16 protein-coding genes are annotated in these 20001 nt (G+C 71.1%); 11 read left to right on the forward strand and 5 right to left on the reverse strand.

The genetic code is table 11. The features are described 5' to 3' along the window. Positions 1-19 precede the first annotated feature (19 nt). Entirely contained in the window at positions 20-415 is a 396-nt protein-coding gene (locus ACULK4_RS01575) for a hypothetical protein (RefSeq protein WP_445966873.1), read from the forward strand. 19 nt (positions 416-434) lie between these two features. Here ACULK4_RS01575 and ACULK4_RS01580 read toward each other — a convergent pair whose 3' ends face one another. Then, on the reverse strand, positions 435-1103 hold the full coding sequence (locus ACULK4_RS01580) for a potassium channel family protein (protein ID WP_445966874.1): 669 nt from the start codon (positions 1101-1103) through the stop codon (positions 435-437). Next, positions 1096-2562, reverse strand: coding sequence for a TrkH family potassium uptake protein (locus ACULK4_RS01585; RefSeq protein ID WP_445966875.1), 1467 nt, complete (start codon positions 2560-2562; stop codon positions 1096-1098). Before ACULK4_RS01585 ends, ACULK4_RS01580 begins: the two co-directional genes overlap by 8 nt. Positions 2563-2626: 64 nt before the next feature. Here ACULK4_RS01585 and ACULK4_RS01590 point away from each other — a divergent pair, with 64 nt between their 5' ends. Continuing rightward, on the forward strand, positions 2627-3067 hold the full coding sequence (locus ACULK4_RS01590; protein ID WP_445966876.1) for an ArsR/SmtB family transcription factor: 441 nt from the start codon (positions 2627-2629) through the stop codon (positions 3065-3067). Between the two features lie 16 nt (positions 3068-3083). Here the strand turns inward: ACULK4_RS01590 and ACULK4_RS01595 are convergent, their stop codons facing one another. Next, complete coding sequence (locus ACULK4_RS01595) at positions 3084-3593, reverse strand: GNAT family N-acetyltransferase (protein WP_445966877.1); 510 nt, start codon at positions 3591-3593, stop codon at positions 3084-3086. Positions 3594-3732: 139 nt separating this feature from the next. Here ACULK4_RS01595 and ACULK4_RS01600 point away from each other — a divergent pair, with 139 nt between their 5' ends. From ACULK4_RS01600 to ACULK4_RS01610, 3 genes are all read left to right on the forward strand, one after another. Further along, positions 3733-3831, forward strand: coding sequence for a 30S ribosomal protein bS22 (locus ACULK4_RS01600; protein WP_003792170.1), 99 nt, complete (start codon positions 3733-3735; stop codon positions 3829-3831). A 74-nt stretch (positions 3832-3905) separates the two neighbouring features. Beyond that, positions 3906-4184: a glutaredoxin family protein gene (locus ACULK4_RS01605; protein WP_445966878.1), complete on the forward strand. Its 279-nt coding sequence runs from the start codon at positions 3906-3908 to the stop codon at positions 4182-4184. A gap of 62 nt (positions 4185-4246) precedes the next feature. After that, complete coding sequence (locus ACULK4_RS01610; protein WP_445966879.1) at positions 4247-5860, forward strand: FAD-dependent oxidoreductase; 1614 nt, start codon at positions 4247-4249, stop codon at positions 5858-5860. 4 nt (positions 5861-5864) lie between these two features. On the opposite strand, the gene ACULK4_RS01615 is transcribed toward ACULK4_RS01610, so the two are convergent. Then, positions 5865-6782 (reverse strand): formylglycine-generating enzyme family protein, encoded by a 918-nt coding sequence (locus ACULK4_RS01615; protein WP_445966892.1) that lies wholly within the window; start codon positions 6780-6782, stop codon positions 5865-5867. 214 nt (positions 6783-6996) lie between these two features. Further along, the gene (aspS, locus tag ACULK4_RS01620; RefSeq protein ID WP_445966880.1) at positions 6997-8340 is read right to left on the reverse strand and encodes an aspartate--tRNA(Asn) ligase; all 1344 of its coding nucleotides are present in this window, start codon (positions 8338-8340) and stop codon (positions 6997-6999) included. A gap of 186 nt (positions 8341-8526) precedes the next feature. Between aspS and ACULK4_RS01625 the strand changes: the two genes are divergently transcribed. The 6 genes from ACULK4_RS01625 (at position 8527) to pulA (ending at position 19995) form a co-directional block, all read left to right on the forward strand. After that, positions 8527-9171 carry a histidine phosphatase family protein gene (locus ACULK4_RS01625; RefSeq protein WP_445966881.1) on the forward strand — a complete coding sequence of 215 codons (645 nt, stop codon included), beginning with the start codon at positions 8527-8529 and terminating at the stop codon, positions 9169-9171. Next, on the forward strand, positions 9171-9776 hold the full coding sequence (locus tag ACULK4_RS01630; RefSeq protein ID WP_445966882.1) for a TlpA family protein disulfide reductase: 606 nt from the start codon (positions 9171-9173) through the stop codon (positions 9774-9776). The genes ACULK4_RS01625 and ACULK4_RS01630 overlap by 1 nt, the downstream gene beginning before the upstream one ends. 6 nt (positions 9777-9782) lie before the next feature. Further along, positions 9783-10535, forward strand: coding sequence for a cytochrome c biogenesis CcdA family protein (locus tag ACULK4_RS01635; RefSeq protein WP_445966883.1), 753 nt, complete (start codon positions 9783-9785; stop codon positions 10533-10535). A gap of 49 nt (positions 10536-10584) precedes the next feature. Continuing rightward, positions 10585-12402: a cytochrome c biogenesis protein ResB gene (gene resB / locus ACULK4_RS01640; protein WP_445966893.1), complete on the forward strand. Its 1818-nt coding sequence runs from the start codon at positions 10585-10587 to the stop codon at positions 12400-12402. Positions 12403-12411: 9 nt separating this feature from the next. Further along, positions 12412-13443: a c-type cytochrome biogenesis protein CcsB gene (gene ccsB, locus ACULK4_RS01645; RefSeq protein WP_445966884.1), complete on the forward strand. Its 1032-nt coding sequence runs from the start codon at positions 12412-12414 to the stop codon at positions 13441-13443. 369 nt (positions 13444-13812) lie between these two features. Next, entirely contained in the window at positions 13813-19995 is a 6183-nt protein-coding gene (gene pulA / locus ACULK4_RS01650) for a pullulanase-type alpha-1,6-glucosidase (RefSeq protein WP_445966885.1), read from the forward strand. The last annotated feature ends 6 nt before the right edge of the window (positions 19996-20001 follow it).

Consider the following 20001-nt stretch of genomic DNA (forward strand, 5'->3'; position numbering starts at 1 on the left):
CCGCAGGTACGCTCAGCCCATGGGTGTGCTCGTCGTGATCGCGCTCGTCAGCGAGGTGGTCGCCTGGATCACGCTCGTCGGCGGGGCGCTGTGCCTGCTCGCGTTCGCGTTCGCGCGCGTCGTCGATGGCACGTGGGAGCCCACGGAGGCGGTCGTCGCCGATGGGCCGGCCGGGCGGTCCGTGCGCTGGTTCGCCGGAGGCGAGTTCCACGAGCGCCCGCTCGATGACGAGGAGCGCGAGCTCGTGGGGCCGGGGGAGTCGCAGCCGGCGTTCTACCGCCGCCGCACGCCCGACCGCCTCCGATTCGAGCCGGACTCGCCGCTCCCGCGCATGCTCGGCGGCCTCGCCGCGATCCTGCTGTCGATCGGGCTGGTCGCCACGGTCGCGTCGACCGTCGCGGGCATCGTCGACTGACGCCGCGCCCCGGCATCCGTCACTCGAGCGCGGCGAACCGCTCGATGTCGCCCTCGGTGCCCGACACGATGATCAGGTCGTGGTTCGACACCACGGTCTTCTCCGTCGCGTACGTGAACGGCTTGCCCGGGCTCTTCACGCCGACCACCGTGACCTTGTGACGGGCTCGGACGCCGGACTCGGTGAGGGTCTTGCCCCGGATCGGCTTCGGCGGGTACATTTTCACGAGCGCGAAGTCGTCGTCGAACTCGATGAAGTCGAGCATGCGGCCGGACACGAGGTGCGCCGTTCGCTCGCCCGCCTCGCGCTCGGGGTAGATGACGTGGTTCGCGCCGATGCGCTCGAGGATCTTGCCGTGCGAGGTCGAGATCGCCTTCGCCCAGATCTGCGGGATCTTCAGGTCGACGAGGTTCGCGGTGATGAGCACCGACGCCTCGATCGACGAGCCGACCGCGCAGACCGCGATCGAGAACTCCTGCGCGCCGATCTGCTTCAGGGCGTCGACCGACCTCGCGTCGGCGACGACCGCGTGCGTGACGCGCTCCGCCCACTTCTGGACCAGGCCCTCGTCTTCGTCGACCGCGAGCACCTCGCGGCCGAGCCGGTCGAGCTGGCCGGCCGTGGCCGCCCCGAACCGGCCGAGTCCGATGACGAGCACGGGGGCGTCGTGCTTGATTCGATCAACCAACGATGGGCCTCTCTTCCGGTCGCTTGAACAATTGGTGCGTCTGCTGCGCCGCGAGGGCCGCGGCGAGCGTGACCGTGCCGACGCGTCCCATGAACATGGTCGCAGCCATCACGTACTTGCCCTCCGGCGGAAGGGACTCGGTGAGCCCGGTCGACAGCCCGCACGTCGCGAAGGCCGAGATGACGTCGAACAGCACGAAGTCGAGCGGCGCCTTGGTGATCTGCACGATGATCACCGTCGACACCGCCACGATGGTCGCACCCCACAGCACGACGCTCACCGCGAGACGCAGCATGTCGCGTGGGATGCGGCGGCCGAACGCCTCCATGGCGGGCCGCCCCTTCGCCTCGGCATACGCGGCCAGGAAGAGCACCGCCAGCGTCGTCACCTTGATGCCGCCCGCGGTCGACGCGGAGCCGCCGCCGACGAACATGAGCATGTCGGTGACGAGCAGGCTCGACCCGTAGAGGTCGGCCATGTCGATCGTGGCGAAGCCGCCCGAGCGCGTCATGGTCGACATGAAGAACGCCTCGTACAGGGTCTTGCCGAAGCCGAACGAACCGTACGTGCGCGGGTTGTCGTACTCGAGCACGAGGAAGGTGAGCGCGCCGGCGACCCAGAGGGCCACGGTCGTGGTGAGCGTGAGCTTCACGTGCACGCTCCAGCGGCGGGGGATCCGCCACGTGCGCAGCAGCGCGAAGATCACCGGGAAGCCGAGGCTGCCGAGGAACACGGCGAGCATCATCAGCGACTGGAACCAGTAGTCGTCGAAGAACTCGACCGGTCCGAGGGGGTTCGGGTTGAAGCCCGTGTTCGTGAAGGCGCTCACCGCGTAGTACGCCGAATACCAGACGCTCGTGCCGAAGTCGTAGCCCTGCGCCAGCACGCTCGGGATCATGCCCACGAAGATCACGAACTCGATCGCCAGGGTGCTCAGGGCGACCGTCGCCAGCAGGCCTCCGACCTCGCCCAGCCGGATCGCCTGCTGCTCGGAGACCGGTCCGGCGTGGGCGCGGGCGGCGTTCGTGTCGCTCGCGGCCATGAGCCGGGCGCGCAGTCCGAGCCGTCGCGACACGACGAGACCGAGGATCGAGGCCATCGTGAGCACGCCCATGCCGCCGATGTTCATGCCGATGAAGATCACCGCATTGCCGAACGGCGACCAGTACGTCGCCATGTCGACGGTGGTGAGGCCAGTGACGCAGATGGTCGAGGTCGCGGTGAAGAGCGCGTCGGCGAGCGGCGTGGCGCTGATCTCGCCGGCTCGCGCGATCGGCAGCGACAGCAGCAGCGTGGTGATGAGGACCAGCGACGCGAAGATGAGGATCGCGAACCGGGCCGGCGAGGTGCGCACCAGGCCGTCGAGGGCGTCGCGCACTCCGCCGAGCCAGGAGCGCCCGGTGCGGCGCCGGAACGGGCGCCGAGTGCCTCCACGGCGTCCCACCGGCTGCGCGGCCATCCACCCTCCTCCGCTCGACGCGTGTGTCATGGTACTCCCCGTCGCGAGTGACTACCCTTGACCCATGGCGGACATCTTCGACGTGGTGGCGGATCCGACCCGGCGCGACATCCTCGGGGTGCTCCTCGACCGCGAGACCACGGTTCCCGAGTCCGGCGGCGAGATCAGCGTCGGCGAGATCGTCACCGCCCTGGGCGTCAGCCAGCCGACGGTGTCCAAGCACCTCAAGGTGCTCCGCGAGGCCGGTCTCGTGTTCGTGCGCGAAGAGGGGCAGCACCGCTACTACCGGCTCGACCGCGGCCCGCTCGAGCGGTTGGAGGACTGGCTGATCCCGTTCGTGTCGACGGATGCCGCGGCCGACGCCGCCGCGCTCGCCGGCGTCGACGCGGCCGGTGACGAGGGGCTGAACGACGACCAGCGCGCGTTCGCGTCGGCGCTCGGCAAGGCGTTCGCCGACACCGCGCACCAGGTCACGGCCGTCGTCGTGTCGAAGAAGCGCCGCTAGTCACCGCAGTCGCGCCTCACCGCACCCGCTTCACCATCTCGAGCTCGAGCCCGCCCGGCTCGAGCTCGTACGGCCGGCTGTGGCCCGTGAGCTCGAACCCGAGCTTCTCGTAGAACCGTCGCGCGCGCGGGTTGTCCTCGTGCACCTCGAGCCGCAGCGTGTCGGCGCGCTCCGCGGCCCAGCGCTCGATCTCGGCGAGCAGCGCGCGCGTCACGCCCGCATCGTCGCCGCGCCGGTCGGGCGCGACGTAGACGCCCACGAGCATCGGGCCGGTCGCCTGGTCGGGCACGTAGCACGACATGGTCCCGACCCAGCGATCGCCCTCGATCGCGACGACCGCCGTCTGCCCGTTCGACTCGCCCCGACGGGCACGCCTGCGCCACTCGGCCTCGTCGTAGCCGAGCGATCGCTCGAGGGTGTCGGCGTAGGCGAGCGGGGTGTCGCGCAGCATCTCGAGCCGGAGGGCGCGCACCGCCTGCCAGTCGTCTTCGCGCGTCGTACGGATCACGAGTTCGGGTCGTGGCATCCCTCGACGGTACCGGATGGCGCAGCGCGGGCAGCCGCGGCGTTTCCGCACCCGATCGGCGAATGGGCTAGACTACCGCGAGGCCTTCCGGCCCTCGGCTGCGGCACGCGCGGCCGACTCGGATCTTTGTGAGGTTTTCGTGGGTTCCGTCATCAAGAAGCGTCGCAAGCGCATGGCGAAGAAGAAGCACCGCAAGCTGCTTCGCAAGACGCGCCACCAGCGTCGCAACAAGAAGTAGTCGATTCCGACTGGCAGAGCGTCAGGCCACCGGCCTGGCGCTTTTCGCTGCCCGGCGGGACGTATCCTGAGCGCATGAACGCGCCCGGCGACATCCGCCTCACCCTCATCGGCAAGCCCGGATGCCACCTGTGCGACGACGCACGCGAGGTGGTGGCCTGCGTGCGCGAGGAGCTCGCGGCGACGCCAGGTGCGCCCCGCACGACGCTCGCCGAACTCAGCATCCTCGACGACGAGGCGCTTCGGGCCCGCTACGCGGAGGAGATCCCCGTCCTGCTCGTCGACGACGAGGTGCACGGGTACTGGCGGATCGACCCCGTGCGGCTCAAGACGGCGCTGCTCGCCCGCGGCTAGCCTGCGGCATCCGTTCGCTCAAGGGGGTGACGACGGATGCCGCGTGGCGTTGACTTGGGCGCATGACGACCACCGATGCGCCCGGCGCCGACCTCCCCGGCGTGCCCGACCATGCCGACGTCATCGTCGTCGGCGCCGGCATCACCGGCCTCTCGACCGCGATCATGCTGCGCGACGCGGGCCGTCGCGTCACCGTGCTCGAACAGGAGGTCCCGGGCGCGCTCGCGAGCGGCCGCAACACCGGCAAGGCGAGCCTGCTGCAGGGCGACCAGCTGTCGCGCATCCGCCGCCATCACCCGGCGAGCCTCGTCCGGGCGTACGCGCACGCCAACCGTGCCGGCCAGGAGTGGCTCCGGCGCGCGTGCGAACGTGCGGGCGTCGCGGTGCGCGAGGCGACCGCGTACAGCTACGCGCAGTCCGTCGACGGGCTCGACGCGGTCGACGCGGAGGTGCGCGCCGCCCGCGAGGCCGGCCTGCCGGTGCGGCGCGTGCGCGACGTCGCCGACGACGTGCCGTTCCCGCTCGCGGGCGCGGCGGCGCTCGACGGGCAGCTCGCCCTCGACCCGGCGGAGCTCATGCGCGGGCTCGCCGACCTGTTCGTCGCGTCGGGCGGCGACCTCGTCACGGGCGTGCGCGTGCTCGGGGTGCGCGCGACCGACCCGGTGCGGGTGCGCACGTCGGCGGGCGTGTTCACGGGCGGCGCCGTGGTGATCGCGACGGGCGCGCCGATCCTCGACCGCGGGCTGTACTGGGCCAAGACGAGCGGGTTCCGGTCGATGCTGGTGTCGTTCGCGCCGCCGCCGGCCGGCGAGGGCATGCCCGAGGGGCTGTACCTCTCGGTGGACGACCCCTCGCGCAGCATCCGCTCGGCCGACTGGGGCGGGCGCACCCGCCTGATCGTCGGCGGGGGCGACCACCGCACCGGACGCGCCGACACCGCCGAGTTGCTCGACGAGATCCTCGACTGGACGCGCGCGTGGTGGCCCGACGCCGCCGAACCCGAGCACTGGGCGGCGCAGGACTACCGGCCGCACAACATGGTGCCCTTCATCGGGCGGATGCCGCGCGGCCGCGGCCGCGTCTGGTTCGCGACCGGCTACGCCAAGTGGGGGCTCACGAACGGCGTCGCCGCCGGCATCCGGATCTCGCACGAGGTGCTCGGCGCGCGGCGGCCGGACTGGGGCCGCACGATCGGCACCCGCCTGACCATGCCGGCCGACTTCGCGCGCGGCGCGGTCGAGGGTGCGAAGGTCGGCGCCGCCGCGGTGCGCGGTTGGGTCGGCGCGCTGCGTGCCCCCGAAGCGGATGCCGCGCCCACGCCGCCCGAGGGCGTCGGCGGCATCGCCCGGCGCGGACTCCGCCCGGTGGGCGTCTCCACGGTCGGCGGCGCCACGTGCGAGGTGTCGGCGGTGTGCCCGCACCTCGGCGGGGTGCTGCACTGGAACGCCGCGGAGTCGACGTGGGACTGCCCGCTGCACGCATCCAGGTTCGACCACCGCGGCCGCCGCATCGAGGGCCCCGCGATCGCCGACCTCGCACGCGCCGAGGCGGCGCCGCTCGAGGTGGTGCTTCGTGCCGCGCGCTCGAGCGCGACGGCCGAGCGCGACGCGGACGCGGACGCGGCCGAGGCGTCCGAGCGTGCCGCGGTCGGCGGGGAGCCGGCGACCGGCGGATGACGCGTCAGGCGTCGCGCGCGCAGCGGAAGCCGATGTGCGTGGTCGACGAGTCCTCCGCCTGGGCCGACCGCGCCGCCGGGCGGTAGCGCAGGCAGTACTGCGGCGAGCAGAGGTGCGAGCCGCCCTTCAGCACCCGGCGGGGGATGCGCGAGCCGGGCTCGGCGCTCGCCGTGGCGGCATCCGTCAACAGGTCTCGCCGCACGCCGCGGTCGACGCCCAGGCCGGGCTCCGCACCGGGCACGATGTGGCGCGAGGAGTAGTAGTCGGTCGTCCACTCCCACACGTTGCCGGTCACGTCGAGCAGGCCGTAGCCGTTCGCCGGGAACGTGCCGACCGGGGAGGTGCCGCGCCATCCGCTCGCCCCGGTGTTGCGGTAGGGGAAGTCGCCCTGGAACCGGTTCACCATGAGCCGGCCGTCCGGGAACTCCTCGTCGCCCCACGCGAAGCGCGCGCCGTCGAGTCCGCCGCGCGCCGCGAACTCGAACTCGGCCTCCGTCGGCAGCCGCTTGCCGGCCCATGCGGCGTACGCCGCGGCATCCTCGAACGCGACGTGCACCACCGGGTGGTCGAGGCGGTCGTCGATCGACGAGTCCGGTCCGAACGGATGCCGCCAGCTCGCGCCCGGCACCCACCGCCACCACTGCCGCCAGTCGCCGAGGTCGACCGGCCCCTCCGTGGGCGTGAAGACCAGTGAGCCCGGGACGAGCTCGGCCGGTTCGACCCCGGGGAAGTCGGCGGGGTCGAGCTCGCGCTCGGCGACCGTGACGTACCCGGTGGCGTCGACGAACTCGGCGAACTGCGCGTTCGTCACGGGATGCACGTCGAGTTCGAACGGCGCGACCTCGCGCACGTGGACCGGGGTCTCGTCGGGCGAGAACTCCTCGGAGCCCATGCGGAACGCGCCGCCCGGGATCCGGGCCATCCGCGTCGTCGTCGTGGTCACGCCATCGACCCTACGCCGGGCCGGCCACCGCCCGCCGCTCGCCGTCCGCACGGGCCCAGGTGGCCGGCCATGGAGCGCAGGAGATTCCGGGTCACACCCGCCCCACGGCGCCTCTGTGCCGGATTCTCCTGCGGTTTCGGCGGCCGCGAACGTGCGCGGCGCGCGCGAGCCTGCACGGCGCGGCCGAACGAACCTAGGGGAGCAGGCGCGTCGGGCCGCGGAACAGGTACGTGGTCTCGCGGATCGAGTGCTCGTGCAGCATGAGCATCAGCAGGCGCGCGAGGCCCATGCCGAAGCCGCCGTGCGGGGGCACTCCGTAGCGGAAGAAGTCGAGGTAGAAGCCGAGCTCCTCGGGGTCGAGGCCCTTCTCCTTCGCCTGCTCGACGAGCACGTCGATGCGGTGCTCGCGCTGCGCGCCCGTCGAGATCTCGACGCCGTTGTAGATGAGGTCGTAGGAGTTCGTGAGCGACGGGTCGCCCTCGTGGCGCATGTGGTAGAACGGCCGGATGCTCGAGGCGTAGTCGGTGAGGAAGACGAACTCGTGGCCGAGCTCCTCCTTGACGTACTGCGAGATCTGCCGCTCGCCCTCGGGGTCCATGTCGGCGTCGGCGCGGGGCACGACGTAGCCGCGCTCGGCGACGATGCGCTTGGCCTCGGCGAGCGGGATGCGCGGGAACGGCGTGCTCGGCACCGTGACCTCGACGCCGAAGAGCTCCTCGATCTCGGCGCCGTGCTTCTCCTTCACGGCGCTGAAGGCCGCGACGAGGAGCTCCTCGTGCATCTGCATCACGTCCTCGTGGGAGTCGACCCAGCTCATCTCGGCGTCGATCGAGGTGAATTCGGTCGCGTGCCGCGACGTGAACGACGGGTCGGCGCGGAACGCCGGACCCACCTCGAACACGCGGCCGAGGCCGGCCGGCTGCGCCATCTGCTTGAAGAACTGCGGGCTCTGCGCGAGGTACGCCTTGCCCTCGAAGTAGCCGAGCTCGAACAGCTCGGCGCGCGACTCGGACGCCGACGCCATGAGCTTCGGCGTCTGGATCTCGATCCAGTCGCGCTCGACCCAGTACGTGCGGAGCGCGTGCAGGAACGTGGTCTGCACGCGGAAGATGAGGTGCTGCTTCGGGTGGCGCAGGTCGAGGAAGCGCCAGTCCATGCGCTTGTCGAGGCTCGAGTCGGCCGCGATCGGCGTCTCCTCGGCCTCGGTCACGACGTCGAGCGACTCGATCTTCACCTCGAGCCCGCCGAGCTTCACGCGCTCGTCGTGCTTGAGCTGCCCGGAGACGATGATGAACGTGCCGTGGCCGAGCGCAGAGATCTGCTCGGTGAGCGCGAAGGCCTCGGCCGCGCCGACGCTGACGCCCTCGGGGTCGAGCTCGCGCACGGCCGGGTTCACGAGCTGCACGGCTCCGGACTCGTCGCGCAGGATGATGAACTGCACCTTCTTCTGATCGCGGACGGTCTCGACCCATCCGGCGACGGTGACGGGGCCGTCGGGCAGTGCGGCGAGGTCCTTGACGAGGGTGCGCGTATTCACGAGCGCCCATCCTACCGGCCCCGCTTTCCCCGCCCGACCGGCCCGACTTTCGCTGCTCCACGCGACGAGCGTCCAGAGGACGCGACCTCGCATCCCGACATCCGCCATGCTCTGGACACTCGCCGCCGACCTGCCCGTTCCGGCGCTCGGCGATTTCGAAGGGAACCGCTTCGTAGACTGGAGGGCGTGCCGGCCGAGCAGATCCATCTCGTGCGCCATGGCGAGGTCTTCAACCCCCAGGGCGTGCTCTACGGTCGCCTCCCCGGTTTCGGCCTGAGCGACCTCGGGCACGCGATGGCCGAGGCGGCCGCCGTCGACCTGGTGATGCGCAAGCGCCGGGTCGCCGCCCTCGTCTCCTCGCCGCTGCAGCGCACCCAGCAGTCCGCCGAGCCGATCGCCAAGGCGTTCGAGCTCGAGCCGACGCTCGACGAGCGCATCATCGAGCCCGCCAACCGATTCGAGGGCAAGCGGATGTCGGGTCGCGACTCGGCCCTGCGCGACGTGCGCAACTGGTCGTACCTCGTGAACCCGTGGGAGCCGAGCTGGGGCGAGCCGTTCCGCTCGATCGCCGACCGCATGCTGACCGCGATGACGGATGCCGCTGAGGCCGTCGATTCCGGCGATGTCGTCATGGTCAGCCACCAACTTCCGATCTGGATGGTGCACCGCCGCGTCGCCGGCAGGTCGCTCGCGCACGACCCGCGCCGGCGTCGGTGCGCGCTGTCGAGCATCACCACGTTCGAGCGCCGGACCGGCGGATTCGTCGAGGTCGGCTACCGCGATCCCGCCGCCGGGCTCCAGGAGCAGGCGACCGACGTGGGGGCGGTGTGATGGGCGTGCGCAGGTTTTCCGTCGTCGCCGCGCTCGCCGCGGCATCCGTCCTCGCGCTCGCCGGATGCTCGAGCGACCCGCTCGCCGAGCAGTACCGCGCGGGCGACAACAAGGGCTACATCGCCGGCGACGGCACCATCTCGGAGTTCCCCGCCGAGCAGCGCGGCGAGCCCGTCGAGTTCGCCGGCGAGACGATCGACGGCGACACCATCGACTCGGACGACCTCGCGGGCCAGGTCGTGGTCGTCAACTTCTGGTACGCCGGCTGCGCCCCCTGCCGCGCCGAGGCGCCGCTGCTGCAGGAGGTCTCCGAGGAGTTCGACGGCGAGGGCGCCTCGTTCGTCGGCGTGAACGTGCGCGACCAGGCCGCGACCGCGGCATCCTTCGAGGAGAACTACGGCGTCACCTACCCGTCGATCGTCGACGTGAACGACGGTGCCGTGCAGTACGCGTTCGCCGGCGACGTGCCCCCGGCGGCCGTGCCGACGACGCTCGTGCTCGACGGCGAGGGGCGGGTCGCGGCGCGCATCCTCGGGCAGCTGAAGGACGCGTCGATCCTGTCGACCATCGTCGGCGACCTCGTCGACGAGGCCGCGGCGGCGTAGCGGCGCATGGACCTCGGCGAGATCGTCTTCAACGGCCAGCTGCTCGTGGCCGTGCCGATCGCCGTCGCCGCGGGGCTCGTGTCGTTCCTGTCGCCGTGCGTGCTGCCGCTCGTGCCGGGCTACCTCGGCTACCTCGGCGGGTTCGCCGAGGCGAGCGCCGAGGTCGACGAGCAGCGCCGCGCGCGCCGCCGCCTGCTGCTCGGCGTGCTGCTGTTCATCGCGGGGTTCACGCTCGTGTTCCTCGTCTTCACGACCGCGTTCGGCGTGCTCGGCGCGTGGCTCGCGCGGTACTCCGACCTCATCATCCGGATCCTCGGCGTGGTGCTCATCGTGATGGGCCTCGTGTTCATCGGGCAGTTCACCTTCCTCCAGCGCACGATCAAGCCGTCGTGGCGGCCGGCGACCGGGCTGGCAGGCGCGCCGTTGCTCGGCGTCGTGTTCGGCCTCGGCTGGACGCCGTGCATCGGCCCGACCCTCGCGGTCGTGCTCGCGCTCAGCGCCGACTCGGCGTCGGCGGGCCGCGGCGCGCTGCTCGGCCTCGCGTACTGCATCGGGCTCGGCATCCCGTTCGTGCTCGTCGCGCTCGGCTTCGGCTGGGCGGCGAACGCGCTCTCGTTCGTGCGGCGCCACATCCGCGCCGTCAACATCATCGGCGGCGCCCTGCTGATCGTGATCGGCCTGCTCATGGTGTCGGGCCTGTGGACCATCTGGATGTACGAGTTGCAGGCGGTGATCAGTGGTTTCGTCCCGGCGATCTGAGGCTGAGCGAGCGGATGCCGCAGCCGCACGCGGCGACGGCGTCGACCCGCTGCGCCCGTCGGACTACGACGACGGCACGGCGGGCGCGGACGGGGCCGGCCCCGCCGCATCCGTCACCGCCCCCGAGCTCGGACCCGTCGAGTGGCTGCGCTTCGCCTGGCGGCAGCTCACGAGCATGCGCACGGCGCTGCTGCTGTTGCTGCTGCTCGCGATCGCGGCGATCCCCGGCTCGCTCGTGCCGCAGCGGTCGAGCGACCCGAACGGCGTCGTGCAGTACTTCGCCGACAACCCCGACCTCGCACCGGTGCTCGACTCGTTCCAGATGTTCGACGTGTACACGTCGGTCTGGTTCTCGGCGATCTACCTGCTGCTGTTCGTCTCGCTGATCGGCTGCATCGTGCCTCGCACGAAGCACCACTTCCAGGCGCTGCGGGCGCGCCCGCCGAAGACGCCCGCGCGGCTGTCGCGGCTGCCCGCGTACACCGAGCGGCCGCTGTCGCCTGCGGGTCGAGGAGCGGCGGAGCCGGGTCTCGAGACCTCGTCCGCCGAGGCGGTCTCGACGAGCTCGACCCGCACGGCCGAGGGGGTCTCGACGAGCTCGACCCGCACAGCGGCGGAAGCCGCGATCGAGCGCGCCGCGGCCGACCTGAAGAAGGCCGGCTACCGGGTCGAGCGCTACGACCTGCGCGGGGCGCCGTCCGTCTCCGCCGAGCGCGGCTACCTGCGCGAGACCGGCAACCTCGTGTTCCACACCGCGCTCGTCGGCGTGCTCGTCGCCGTCGGCATCGGCGGCGGGTTCGGCTTCCAGGGCCAGCGCGTGATCGTCGAGGGGCAGTCGTTCGTCAACACGCTCGCCGCGTACGACTCGTTCAACCCGGGCCGGTTCTTCGACGACACGTCGCTCACGCCCTACCGGTTGACCCTCGATGAGCTCGAGGCGGTCTACGAGACCGAGAACCGCGATGCGCTCGGGCAGCCGATCGACTTCACGGCCCGGGTGACGATCGCGGGCGAGGGCGGCTCGGCCGAGCGCGACCTGAAGGTGAACGAGCCGCTCTACGAGTACGGCACCGACGTGTACCTGCTCGGCAACGGCTACGCGCCGACCATCACCGTGCGGAACGCCGACGGCGACGTCGTGTTCACCGACTCGGTGCCGTTCCTGCCGCAGGACGCGAACCTCACCTCGATCGGCGTCGTCAAGGTGCCCGACGGCCTCGATGAGCAGGTCGGCATGGTGGGCTTCTTCTACCCGACGCAGACCACGCTCTCGTCGGGCGCGTTCACGTCGTCGTACCCCGACCTGGTGTTCCCGGTGCTGACGCTCAACGTCTTCCAGGGCGACCTCGGGATCAACGAGGGCACGCCGCGCTCGGTGTACCAGCTCGACACGAGCGGCATGGAGCAGCTCACGGGCGGCCAGACGGGCGTCGACTCGATCGAGTTGATGCCGGGCGACTCGGCCGAGCTGCCGAACGGCCTCGGCACGGTCGAGTTCGAGAACGCGACGCCGGATGCCGCGGACGGCGACTTCTCGCAGAGCGTGCCCCGCTTCGCCTCGTTCGACGTGCACCACGACCCGTCGCAGGGGTGGGTGCTCGTGTTCGCGATCCTCATCATCGGCGGGCTGCTGCTGTCGCTGTTCATCCCGCGCCGGCGCATGTGGGTGAAGGCGGCGACCCGACCGGACGGCACGACCGTGCTCGAGTACGCGGGCCTCGCGCGCGGCGACGACCCCGGGCTCGACCGCGCGGTCGAGGAGTTCGCGGACGCGCACGGCGGGCCGCCGACCGAGCCGGCGGACGACACTGCACCCGGAGCCGACCCTCGGCCCGCTCCCCGGAACCCCGAGAATTCTTCGACGTAAGGTAGAACAGTGACGCTCGACGAGATCTCCATCCTCTCCGTGTACTCGGCCATGGCCGTCTACGCGCTCGCGTTCATCGCGTACTCGATCGACCTCGCGAAGCGGTCCGCGGCGTCGGCGAAGGTGGCCGACGAGCTCGCCGCCGGGGCGACGACGACGGATGCCGCGGTGTCGGCCGCCGCCGGCGGGTCGGTGCAGACGGCGCTGAAGGCGAAGGCTCCCGCGAAGGCGGCATCCGCTCGACAGGCTCGCGACGGCGCCGTCGACTACGGTCGCTCGCCGTCGTTGCGCGTCGCGGTCGCGATGACGGTGATCGCCTGGCTGCTGCACCTCGCGGCGACCGTGCTGCGCGGCATCGCCGCCGAGCGCGTGCCGTGGGCCAACATGTACGAGTTCGCGCTCACCGGCACCCTCGTCATCACGACCGTGTACCTCGTGGTGATCACGCTGTCGCGGAAGACCGACCTTCGGTTCCTCGGTACGTTCATCACGGGGCTCGTGCTCGTCTCGCTCGGCGTCGCCACGGTGAACTTCTACGTCAGCGTCGTACCGCTGCCGCCCGCGCTGCAGTCCTACTGGCTCGTGATCCACGTGTTCGTGGCGACCACGGCGGTGGGCTTCTTCGCGCTCGGGTTCGCCCTCTCGGTCGTGCAGCTCATGCAGGCCCGTCGCGAGGCGATCGCCGCGACGGCGGATGCCGCGAAGAAGTCGTTCCTCGCGACGCTGCCGAGCGCCGCGTCGCTCGAGAACCTCGCGTACCGCATCAACATCATCGGCTTCATCCTCTGGACGTTCACGCTCATGGCCGGTGCGATCTGGGCCGAGAAGGCGTGGGGCCGCTACTGGGGCTGGGACACCAAGGAGGTGTGGACCTTCATCATCTGGGTGGTCTACGCCGGGTACATCCACGCCCGGGCGACGCGCGGCTGGCGCGGCACCCGCTCGGCGTGGCTCTCGATCATCGGCTTCTCGGCGGTGCTGTTCAACTTCACCGTGGTGAACCTGTTCTTCAAGGGGCTGCACGCCTACTCCGGGCTCTGATCGGCTGCGCGCCTCGGCGCGCGATCGCCCGGTCGACGATGCAGCTGCTCTCGAGTGATACCGCTTGCGTCGAGTGTTACCGATCGAGCAGCAACACTGGGCGCGAACAGCGACATTCGACGGGTGCTCGATCGCGAGTCGAAGACGGTGCGCCGCGTGCGCGAGCACGCCCCGCGGATGAGGGTCACGAATTGAGAACGTTTCCACGTTCGCAGCGGGCCGAACTGCCCGAAACGGCCGATTCCCGACGGGCGGCGACCCGTCCGGCCCTCCAATGTTGCAAACGCTTGCATTAACCGCATCCGGCGCGCTAACGTCGCACCCAATGTCGGTGGGCACGTCGTCGTGCTCGAGGATCGGGAGTCAAGGATGACGAATCGAGCGCGCGCTCGCAGCTGGTTTGCATCGGGGGTGACGGGCGCCGTCGTGGCATCCGTTCTCGCCGTCGTACCCCTCGGGGCGGCAGCCGAGGAGGGCGACACGTTCGCGCTCGTCGGCTCGCTGCAGAACGAGCTGGGCTGCTCGGAGGACTGGCAGCCGAGCTGCGACGCCACCGAGCTCCTGCCGACCGACACGGCCGGTGTCTACGCCGCCGAGTTCACGGTGCCGGCCGGTTCCTACGAGTACAAGGTCGCGGCGAACGACACGTGGGACGCGAGCTGGGGCCTGGACGGCGGCGGCGACAACATCCCGCTGACCGTCGCCGGCGACACTGACGTGCGCGTGGTCTTCGACGACACCCAGAAGCGCGTCGGCCTCGAGCTGCTGAGCGCCCGCGGCGCCTACGACGAGACGACGGATGCCGCGCTCGTCGCGCCGCCCGTGCGCCAGCCGGGCAGCGCCGAGAACTTCTACTTCGTCATGACCGACCGGTTCGCCAACGGCGACGAGTCGAACGACACCGCCGGCATCGCGGGCGACCGCCTCGACCACGGCTTCGACCCCACCGACAAGGGCTTCTACCACGGCGGCGACATCCAGGGCATCCGCGACAACCTCGACTACATCGCGGGCCTCGGCACGAGCGCGATCTGGTTCACGCCGAGCTTCAAGAACAAGCCCGTGCAGGGCGAGGGCGCGAACGCCAGCGCCGGCTACCACGGGTACTGGATCACCGACTTCACCCAGATCGACCCGCACCTCGGCACGAACGCCGAGCTCGAGGCCCTCATCGCCGAGGCGCACGACCGCGGTATCAAGGTCTACTTCGACATCATCACGAACCACACGGCCGACGTGATCTCGTACGAGGAGGGCCAGTACTCGTACATCGACAAGGCCACGAGCCCGTACACGGATGCGGCGGGCAACGAGTTCGACCCGAGCGCGATCGCCGGCAGCCCGGACTTCCCCGACCTCGACCCGGCGACGAGCTTCCCGTACACGCCGACCATCGCGCCCGAGGAGGCCGACGTCAAGGTGCCGGCGTGGCTCAACGACCCGACGGTCTACCACAACCGCGGCGACTCGACCTGGTCGGGCGAGTCGGTCACGTTCGGCGACTTCGTGGGCCTCGACGACCTCATGACCGAGGACCCGACCGTCGTCGACGGCTTCGTGCAGGTGTACCAGGACTGGGTCGACCTCGGCATCGACGGCTTCCGCATCGACACCGCCAAGCACGTCAACTTCGAGTTCTGGGAGACCTGGTCGACCGAAGTGCTCGACTACGCCCACGCCGCCGGCAAGCCCGACTTCTTCATGTTCGGCGAGGTCTACGACGCCGACCCGGTGAAGCTCTCGCCGTACGTGCGCAACTCCGACATGAACTCGGTGCTCGACTTCACCTTCCAGTCGCAGGCCGTGTCGTTCGCCGCCGGCAACTCGGCGAAGAACCTGCAGTCGCTGTTCGCGGGCGACGACTACTACACGACGCCCGACTCGTCGTCGACGGCGCTGCCGACCTTCCTCGGCAACCACGACATGGGCCGCATCGGTTACTTCCTCGCCAACTCGGGCGACACCGCGGTGCAGCGCAACGAGCTCGCGCACGAGCTCATGTACCTCACGCGCGGCCAGCCCGTCGTCTACTACGGCGACGAGCAGGGCTTCGCGGGCACCGGCGGCGACAAGGACGCCCGCCAGACGCTCTTCGCGAGCCAGGTCGACGAGTACGTGAACCAGCCGCTCGTCACGGGCGAGAACGCCGGCAGCGTCGACCGCTACGACACCGCCGCGCCGCTCTACACGCACATCGCCGCGCTCGCCGAGCTTCGCGAGGCGCACCCGGCCCTCGAGCAGGGCGCGCAGGTCGAGCGGTTCGTCGCCGACGGCGCGGGCGTGTACGCGTTCAGCCGCGTCGATCGCGACGAGAAGGTCGAGTACCTGGTCGCCGTCAACAACGCGACCTCGGAGCAGACGGTCGACGTGCCGACGCTGACGGCGGACGGCGCGTTCACGGTGCTCCACGGCGACGGCTCGGCGGTCACCGCGAACGCCGACGGCGTGGCATCCGTCACCGTGCCGGCGCTCGGCGCCGTCGTGTGGAAGGCCGACCGCCAGGTGACCGCCCCCGAGGCGGCATCCGCCATCGCCGTCGACGTGCCCGTCGCGGGCGCCGGCGTCACCGGCGTGACGCCCGTCTCGGCCGACGTCGCCGACTCGACCTGGCAGGAGACGAGCTTCGCGTGGCGCGTCGCCGGCTCCGCCGAGTGGACGCCGCTCGGCACCGCCGAGGACACCACGCCGCGGGTCTACCATGACACCGCTGGCCTGGCGAACGGCACCCTGGTCGAGTACCGGGCCGTGTCGACGGATGCCGCGGGCAACCGCGCCGCCGCCTCGACCTACGCCTCGGTCGGCAACGCCGTGAACCTCGTCGTCGAGGAGGAGCCCGAGACCGACATCGAGCTCGTGACCGTGCCCGGCAGCCACAATTCCGAGATGGGGTGCCCCGGCGACTGGCAGCCGGGTTGCGAGGCCGCGAAGCTGACCGAGCGCGCCGACGGCATCTACGCCGGCACGTTCGAGATCCCGGCCGGCACCTACGAGTACAAGGTCGCGATCAACGGCAGCTGGGCGCTGAACTACGGCGCGAACGGCGTGCAGGACGGCCCGAACGTCACGTACACGACCGAGGGCGGCCCCGTCACCTTCTACTGGGATCCGCGCACGAACATCGTGTCGTCCACCGCCGAGGGCCCGATCGTGACGCTGCCCGGCAGCCTGCAGTCGGAGCTCGGCTGCCCCGGCGACTGGCAGCCCGACTGCATGGTCACGTTCGCGCAGGACGGCGACAAGGACGGCGTGTACGAGTTCTCGACCGACGGCCTGCCCGCCGGTTCGTACGAGCTGAAGGTCGCGCACGGCCTGTCGTGGGATGAGAACTACGGCGCCGACGGCGTTCGCGACGGCGCGAACATCTCGTTCGTGGTCGGCGAGGACGGCGAGTTCGTCACCTTCCGCTACACGCTCGAGACCCACGTGCTCGAGGTCGTCGTGGCCGACCCGCCGCTCGCCGGCACCGGCCAGCAGCGCGCGTACTGGCTCGACGCCGAGACGCTCGCCTGGCCGGCGTCGCTGCTCGGCGGGGCGGACGCGGCCGACCTCGGGTACACGCTCGAGTACGCGGCCGAGGGCGGGATCGGCACCGCCGACGGCGTCGTGACCGGCGCCGACCAGTCGGTCGAGCTCGCGTTCGAGCCCGCCGGCATCGGCGAGGAGCTCACCGCGACGTTCCCGCACCTCGCGAGCTACGTGGCGCTGCGCCCGGTCGGCCTCGACCGCGACGCGATCGCCGAGCTCGTCACGGGTGAGTTGCAGGTCGCGCAGCGCCAGGGCGACGCCCTCACCGCGATGACAGGCGTGCAGCTGCCGGGCGTGCTCGACGACCTGTACGCCGAGGGCGTGGCATCCGCTGCGCTGGGCGCCTCGTTCGACGGCGGCGACCTGACCCTGTCGGTGTGGGCGCCCACGGCGCGCTCGGTCTCGGCGCAGGTGTGGCCGGCCGGTTCGACCGGCGACCCGCAGGTGCTGCCCGCGACGTTCGACGCGGGATCCGGTGCCTGGTCGGTGACCGACGGCGTCGACGCCGGCGACGAGTACCGCTGGCTCGTCGAGGTCTTCGCGCCCTCTACCGGGGAGGTCGAGCAGAACTCGGTGACCGACCCCTACTCGGTCGCGCTCACCGTCAACTCGGCCCGCACCGTCGTCGTCGACCTCGACGACCCGGCTTTCGCGCCCGAGCTGTGGGCCGAGACGCCCGCGCCGCTCGTCGAGCGTCAGGTCGACCGGTCGATCTACGAGCTGCACGTGCGCGACTTCTCGATCACCGACGAGACGGTGCCCGAGGACGAGCGCGGCACCTACCGCGCGTTCACGCGCAACAGCGCGGGCACCGAGCAGCTCCGCGAGCTCGCCGCAGCCGGCGTGAACACCGTGCACCTGCTGCCCACGTTCGACATCGCGACCATCGAGGAGCGCCGCGACCAGCAGGCGACCCCCGACTGCGACCTCGAGTCGTTCGGCCCGGCGTCGGAGGAGCAGCAGGCCTGCATCGAGGCGATCCGCGACCTCGACGGCTTCAACTGGGGCTACGACCCGTACCACTTCCAGACCCCGGAGGGCTCCTACGCGGTCGACCCCGAGGGCGGCGCTCGCGTCGCGGAGTTCCGCGAGATGGTCGGCGCCCTGCACGCCACGGGCCTGCAGGTCGTGCTCGACAAGGTGTACAACCACACCGCGCAGTCGGGTCAGGGCGAGAAGTCGGTGCTCGACAAGGTCGTGCCCGGCTACTACCACCGCCTCAACGCGACCGGCGGCGTCGAGACCTCGACGTGCTGCCAGAACGTCGCGACCGAGCACGAGGTCGCCGAGAAGCTGATGGTCGACTCCAGCGTCCTCTGGGCGAAGGAGTACAAGGTCGACGGGTTCCGCTTCGACCTGATGGGCCACCACTCGAAGGAGAACATGCTCGCCATCCGGGCCGCACTCGACGAGCTCACGCTCGAGGAGGACGGCGTCGACGGGTCGAAGGTGCTGCTCTACGGCGAGGGCTGGAACTTCGGCGAGGTCGCGAACAACGCCCGGTTCGAGCAGGCCACGCAGGGCCAGCTCGGCGGCACCGGCATCGCCACGTTCAACGACCGTCTCCGTGACGGCGTGCACGGCGGCAGCCCGGTCGCGGGCGACTCGAAGTACGAGCAGGGCTTCGGCACCGGCCTCGCGGGCGAGCCGAACGGCAAGCCCGTGCGCGACGGCATCCGCAACCTCGGCCAGCAGACCGACCTCGTGAAGATCGGCCTCGCAGGCAACCTGCGCGACTTCCAGTTCACCGGGCACGACGGCGTGCTGAAGTCCGGCGCCGAGGTCGACTACAACGGGTCGCCGGCGGGCTACGCCGACCACCCCGAGGAGGTCGTCAACTACGTCGACGCGCACGACAACGAGACGCTGTTCGACCTGGGCGTGCTGAAGCTCCCGCAGGAGACGTCGATGGCCGACCGCATCCGCATGAACACGCTGTCGCTCGCGACCGTGACGTTCTCGCAGAGCCCGTCGTTCTGGCACGCCGGCACCGAGCTGCTCCGTTCGAAGTCGCTCGATCGCAACAGCTACAACTCGGGCGACTGGTTCAACCGGATCGACTGGACGGGCCGGGAGTCGACCTTCGGGTCGGGCCTGCCGATGAAGTCGGACAACGAGGACCACTGGCCGACGATGGCGACGCTGCTGGCCGACCCGGCGCTGAAGCCGGCCGCCGAGGACATCGCCGCCGCCGAGGGCGCCGCGCTCGACCTGCTGCGCACGCGCTCCAGCGTCGACCTGCTGAAGCTGGGCTCGGCAGAGCTCATCGAGCAGAAGGTGTCGTTCCCGAACAGCGGGGCGGATGCCACGGACGGGCTCATCGTGATGCTCATCGACGACCTCGTGGGCGAGGACGTCGACCCCGAGCTCGAGGGCGCCCTGGTGGTGTTCAACGCCTCGCCCGAGGCGATCACCGAGGACATCGACGGGCTCACGGGCCGCGACTTCAAGCTCGCCAAGCCGTTGCGGACCGGTGTCGACGAGGTCGTCAAGGAGACGAAGTGGAAGGCGAAGACCGGGACGCTCACCATCCCGGCCCGCACGGCCGCGGTGCTCGTCGACGACCAGAAGGTCACCGGTCCCGCAGCCGGTGCCGGCAAGTCCACCGCGCCGTCGGCGACGGGTGAGGCGACGACGGATGCCGCGGCACCGCTGGTCCGCCTCGACGCGGCGGCCGTGCAGGCCGGCTCCACGCTCGCGGTCGCCGGCACCGGATTCGAGGCCGGCGAGCTCGTGCAGGTGTGGCTCGAGTCGACGCCGACCCTCATGGAGGCGCAGCCGGCCGGCGCGGACGGCACCGTCGAGTTCGAGATCGGCATCCCGGAGGGCACCGAGCTGGGCGACCACCACATTCGCCTGATCGGCGTCGCCTCGGGCAGCGAGGCGGTCGCGGAGCTCACTGCGGTGAACGCCCTCGGGCTCACGGGCCTGCAGGCCGGCCTCGCCGGGTTCCTCGCGGTCGCGTTGCTGGCGGCGTGCCTGATCCTCGCCGCCCCGCGCCTCCGGCGCGTGCGAAGCACGGCCTGACGCGGC

This window comes from Agromyces selenitireducens (genome assembly GCF_052748465.2).

Excerpts from the sequence above, each read along its gene's own strand:
- ACULK4_RS01575 (WP_445966873.1), top strand. The coding sequence starts at position 20 with ATGGGTGTGCTCGTCGTGATCGCGCTCGTCAGCGAGGTGGTCGCCTGG.
- ACULK4_RS01585 (WP_445966875.1), bottom strand. The coding sequence starts at position 2,562 with ATGGCCGCGCAGCCGGTGGGACGCCGTGGAGGCACTCGGCGCCCGTTC.
- ACULK4_RS01590 (WP_445966876.1), top strand. The coding sequence starts at position 2,627 with ATGGCGGACATCTTCGACGTGGTGGCGGATCCGACCCGGCGCGACATC.
- ACULK4_RS01595 (WP_445966877.1), bottom strand. The coding sequence starts at position 3,593 with ATGCCACGACCCGAACTCGTGATCCGTACGACGCGCGAAGACGACTGG.
- ACULK4_RS01605 (WP_445966878.1), top strand. The coding sequence starts at position 3,906 with ATGAACGCGCCCGGCGACATCCGCCTCACCCTCATCGGCAAGCCCGGA.
- ACULK4_RS01610 (WP_445966879.1), top strand. The coding sequence starts at position 4,247 with ATGACGACCACCGATGCGCCCGGCGCCGACCTCCCCGGCGTGCCCGAC.
- ACULK4_RS01615 (WP_445966892.1), bottom strand. The coding sequence starts at position 6,782 with ATGGCCCGGATCCCGGGCGGCGCGTTCCGCATGGGCTCCGAGGAGTTC.
- ACULK4_RS01630 (WP_445966882.1), top strand. The coding sequence starts at position 9,171 with ATGGGCGTGCGCAGGTTTTCCGTCGTCGCCGCGCTCGCCGCGGCATCC.
- ACULK4_RS01635 (WP_445966883.1), top strand. The coding sequence starts at position 9,783 with ATGGACCTCGGCGAGATCGTCTTCAACGGCCAGCTGCTCGTGGCCGTG.
- pulA (WP_445966885.1), top strand. The coding sequence starts at position 13,813 with ATGACGAATCGAGCGCGCGCTCGCAGCTGGTTTGCATCGGGGGTGACG.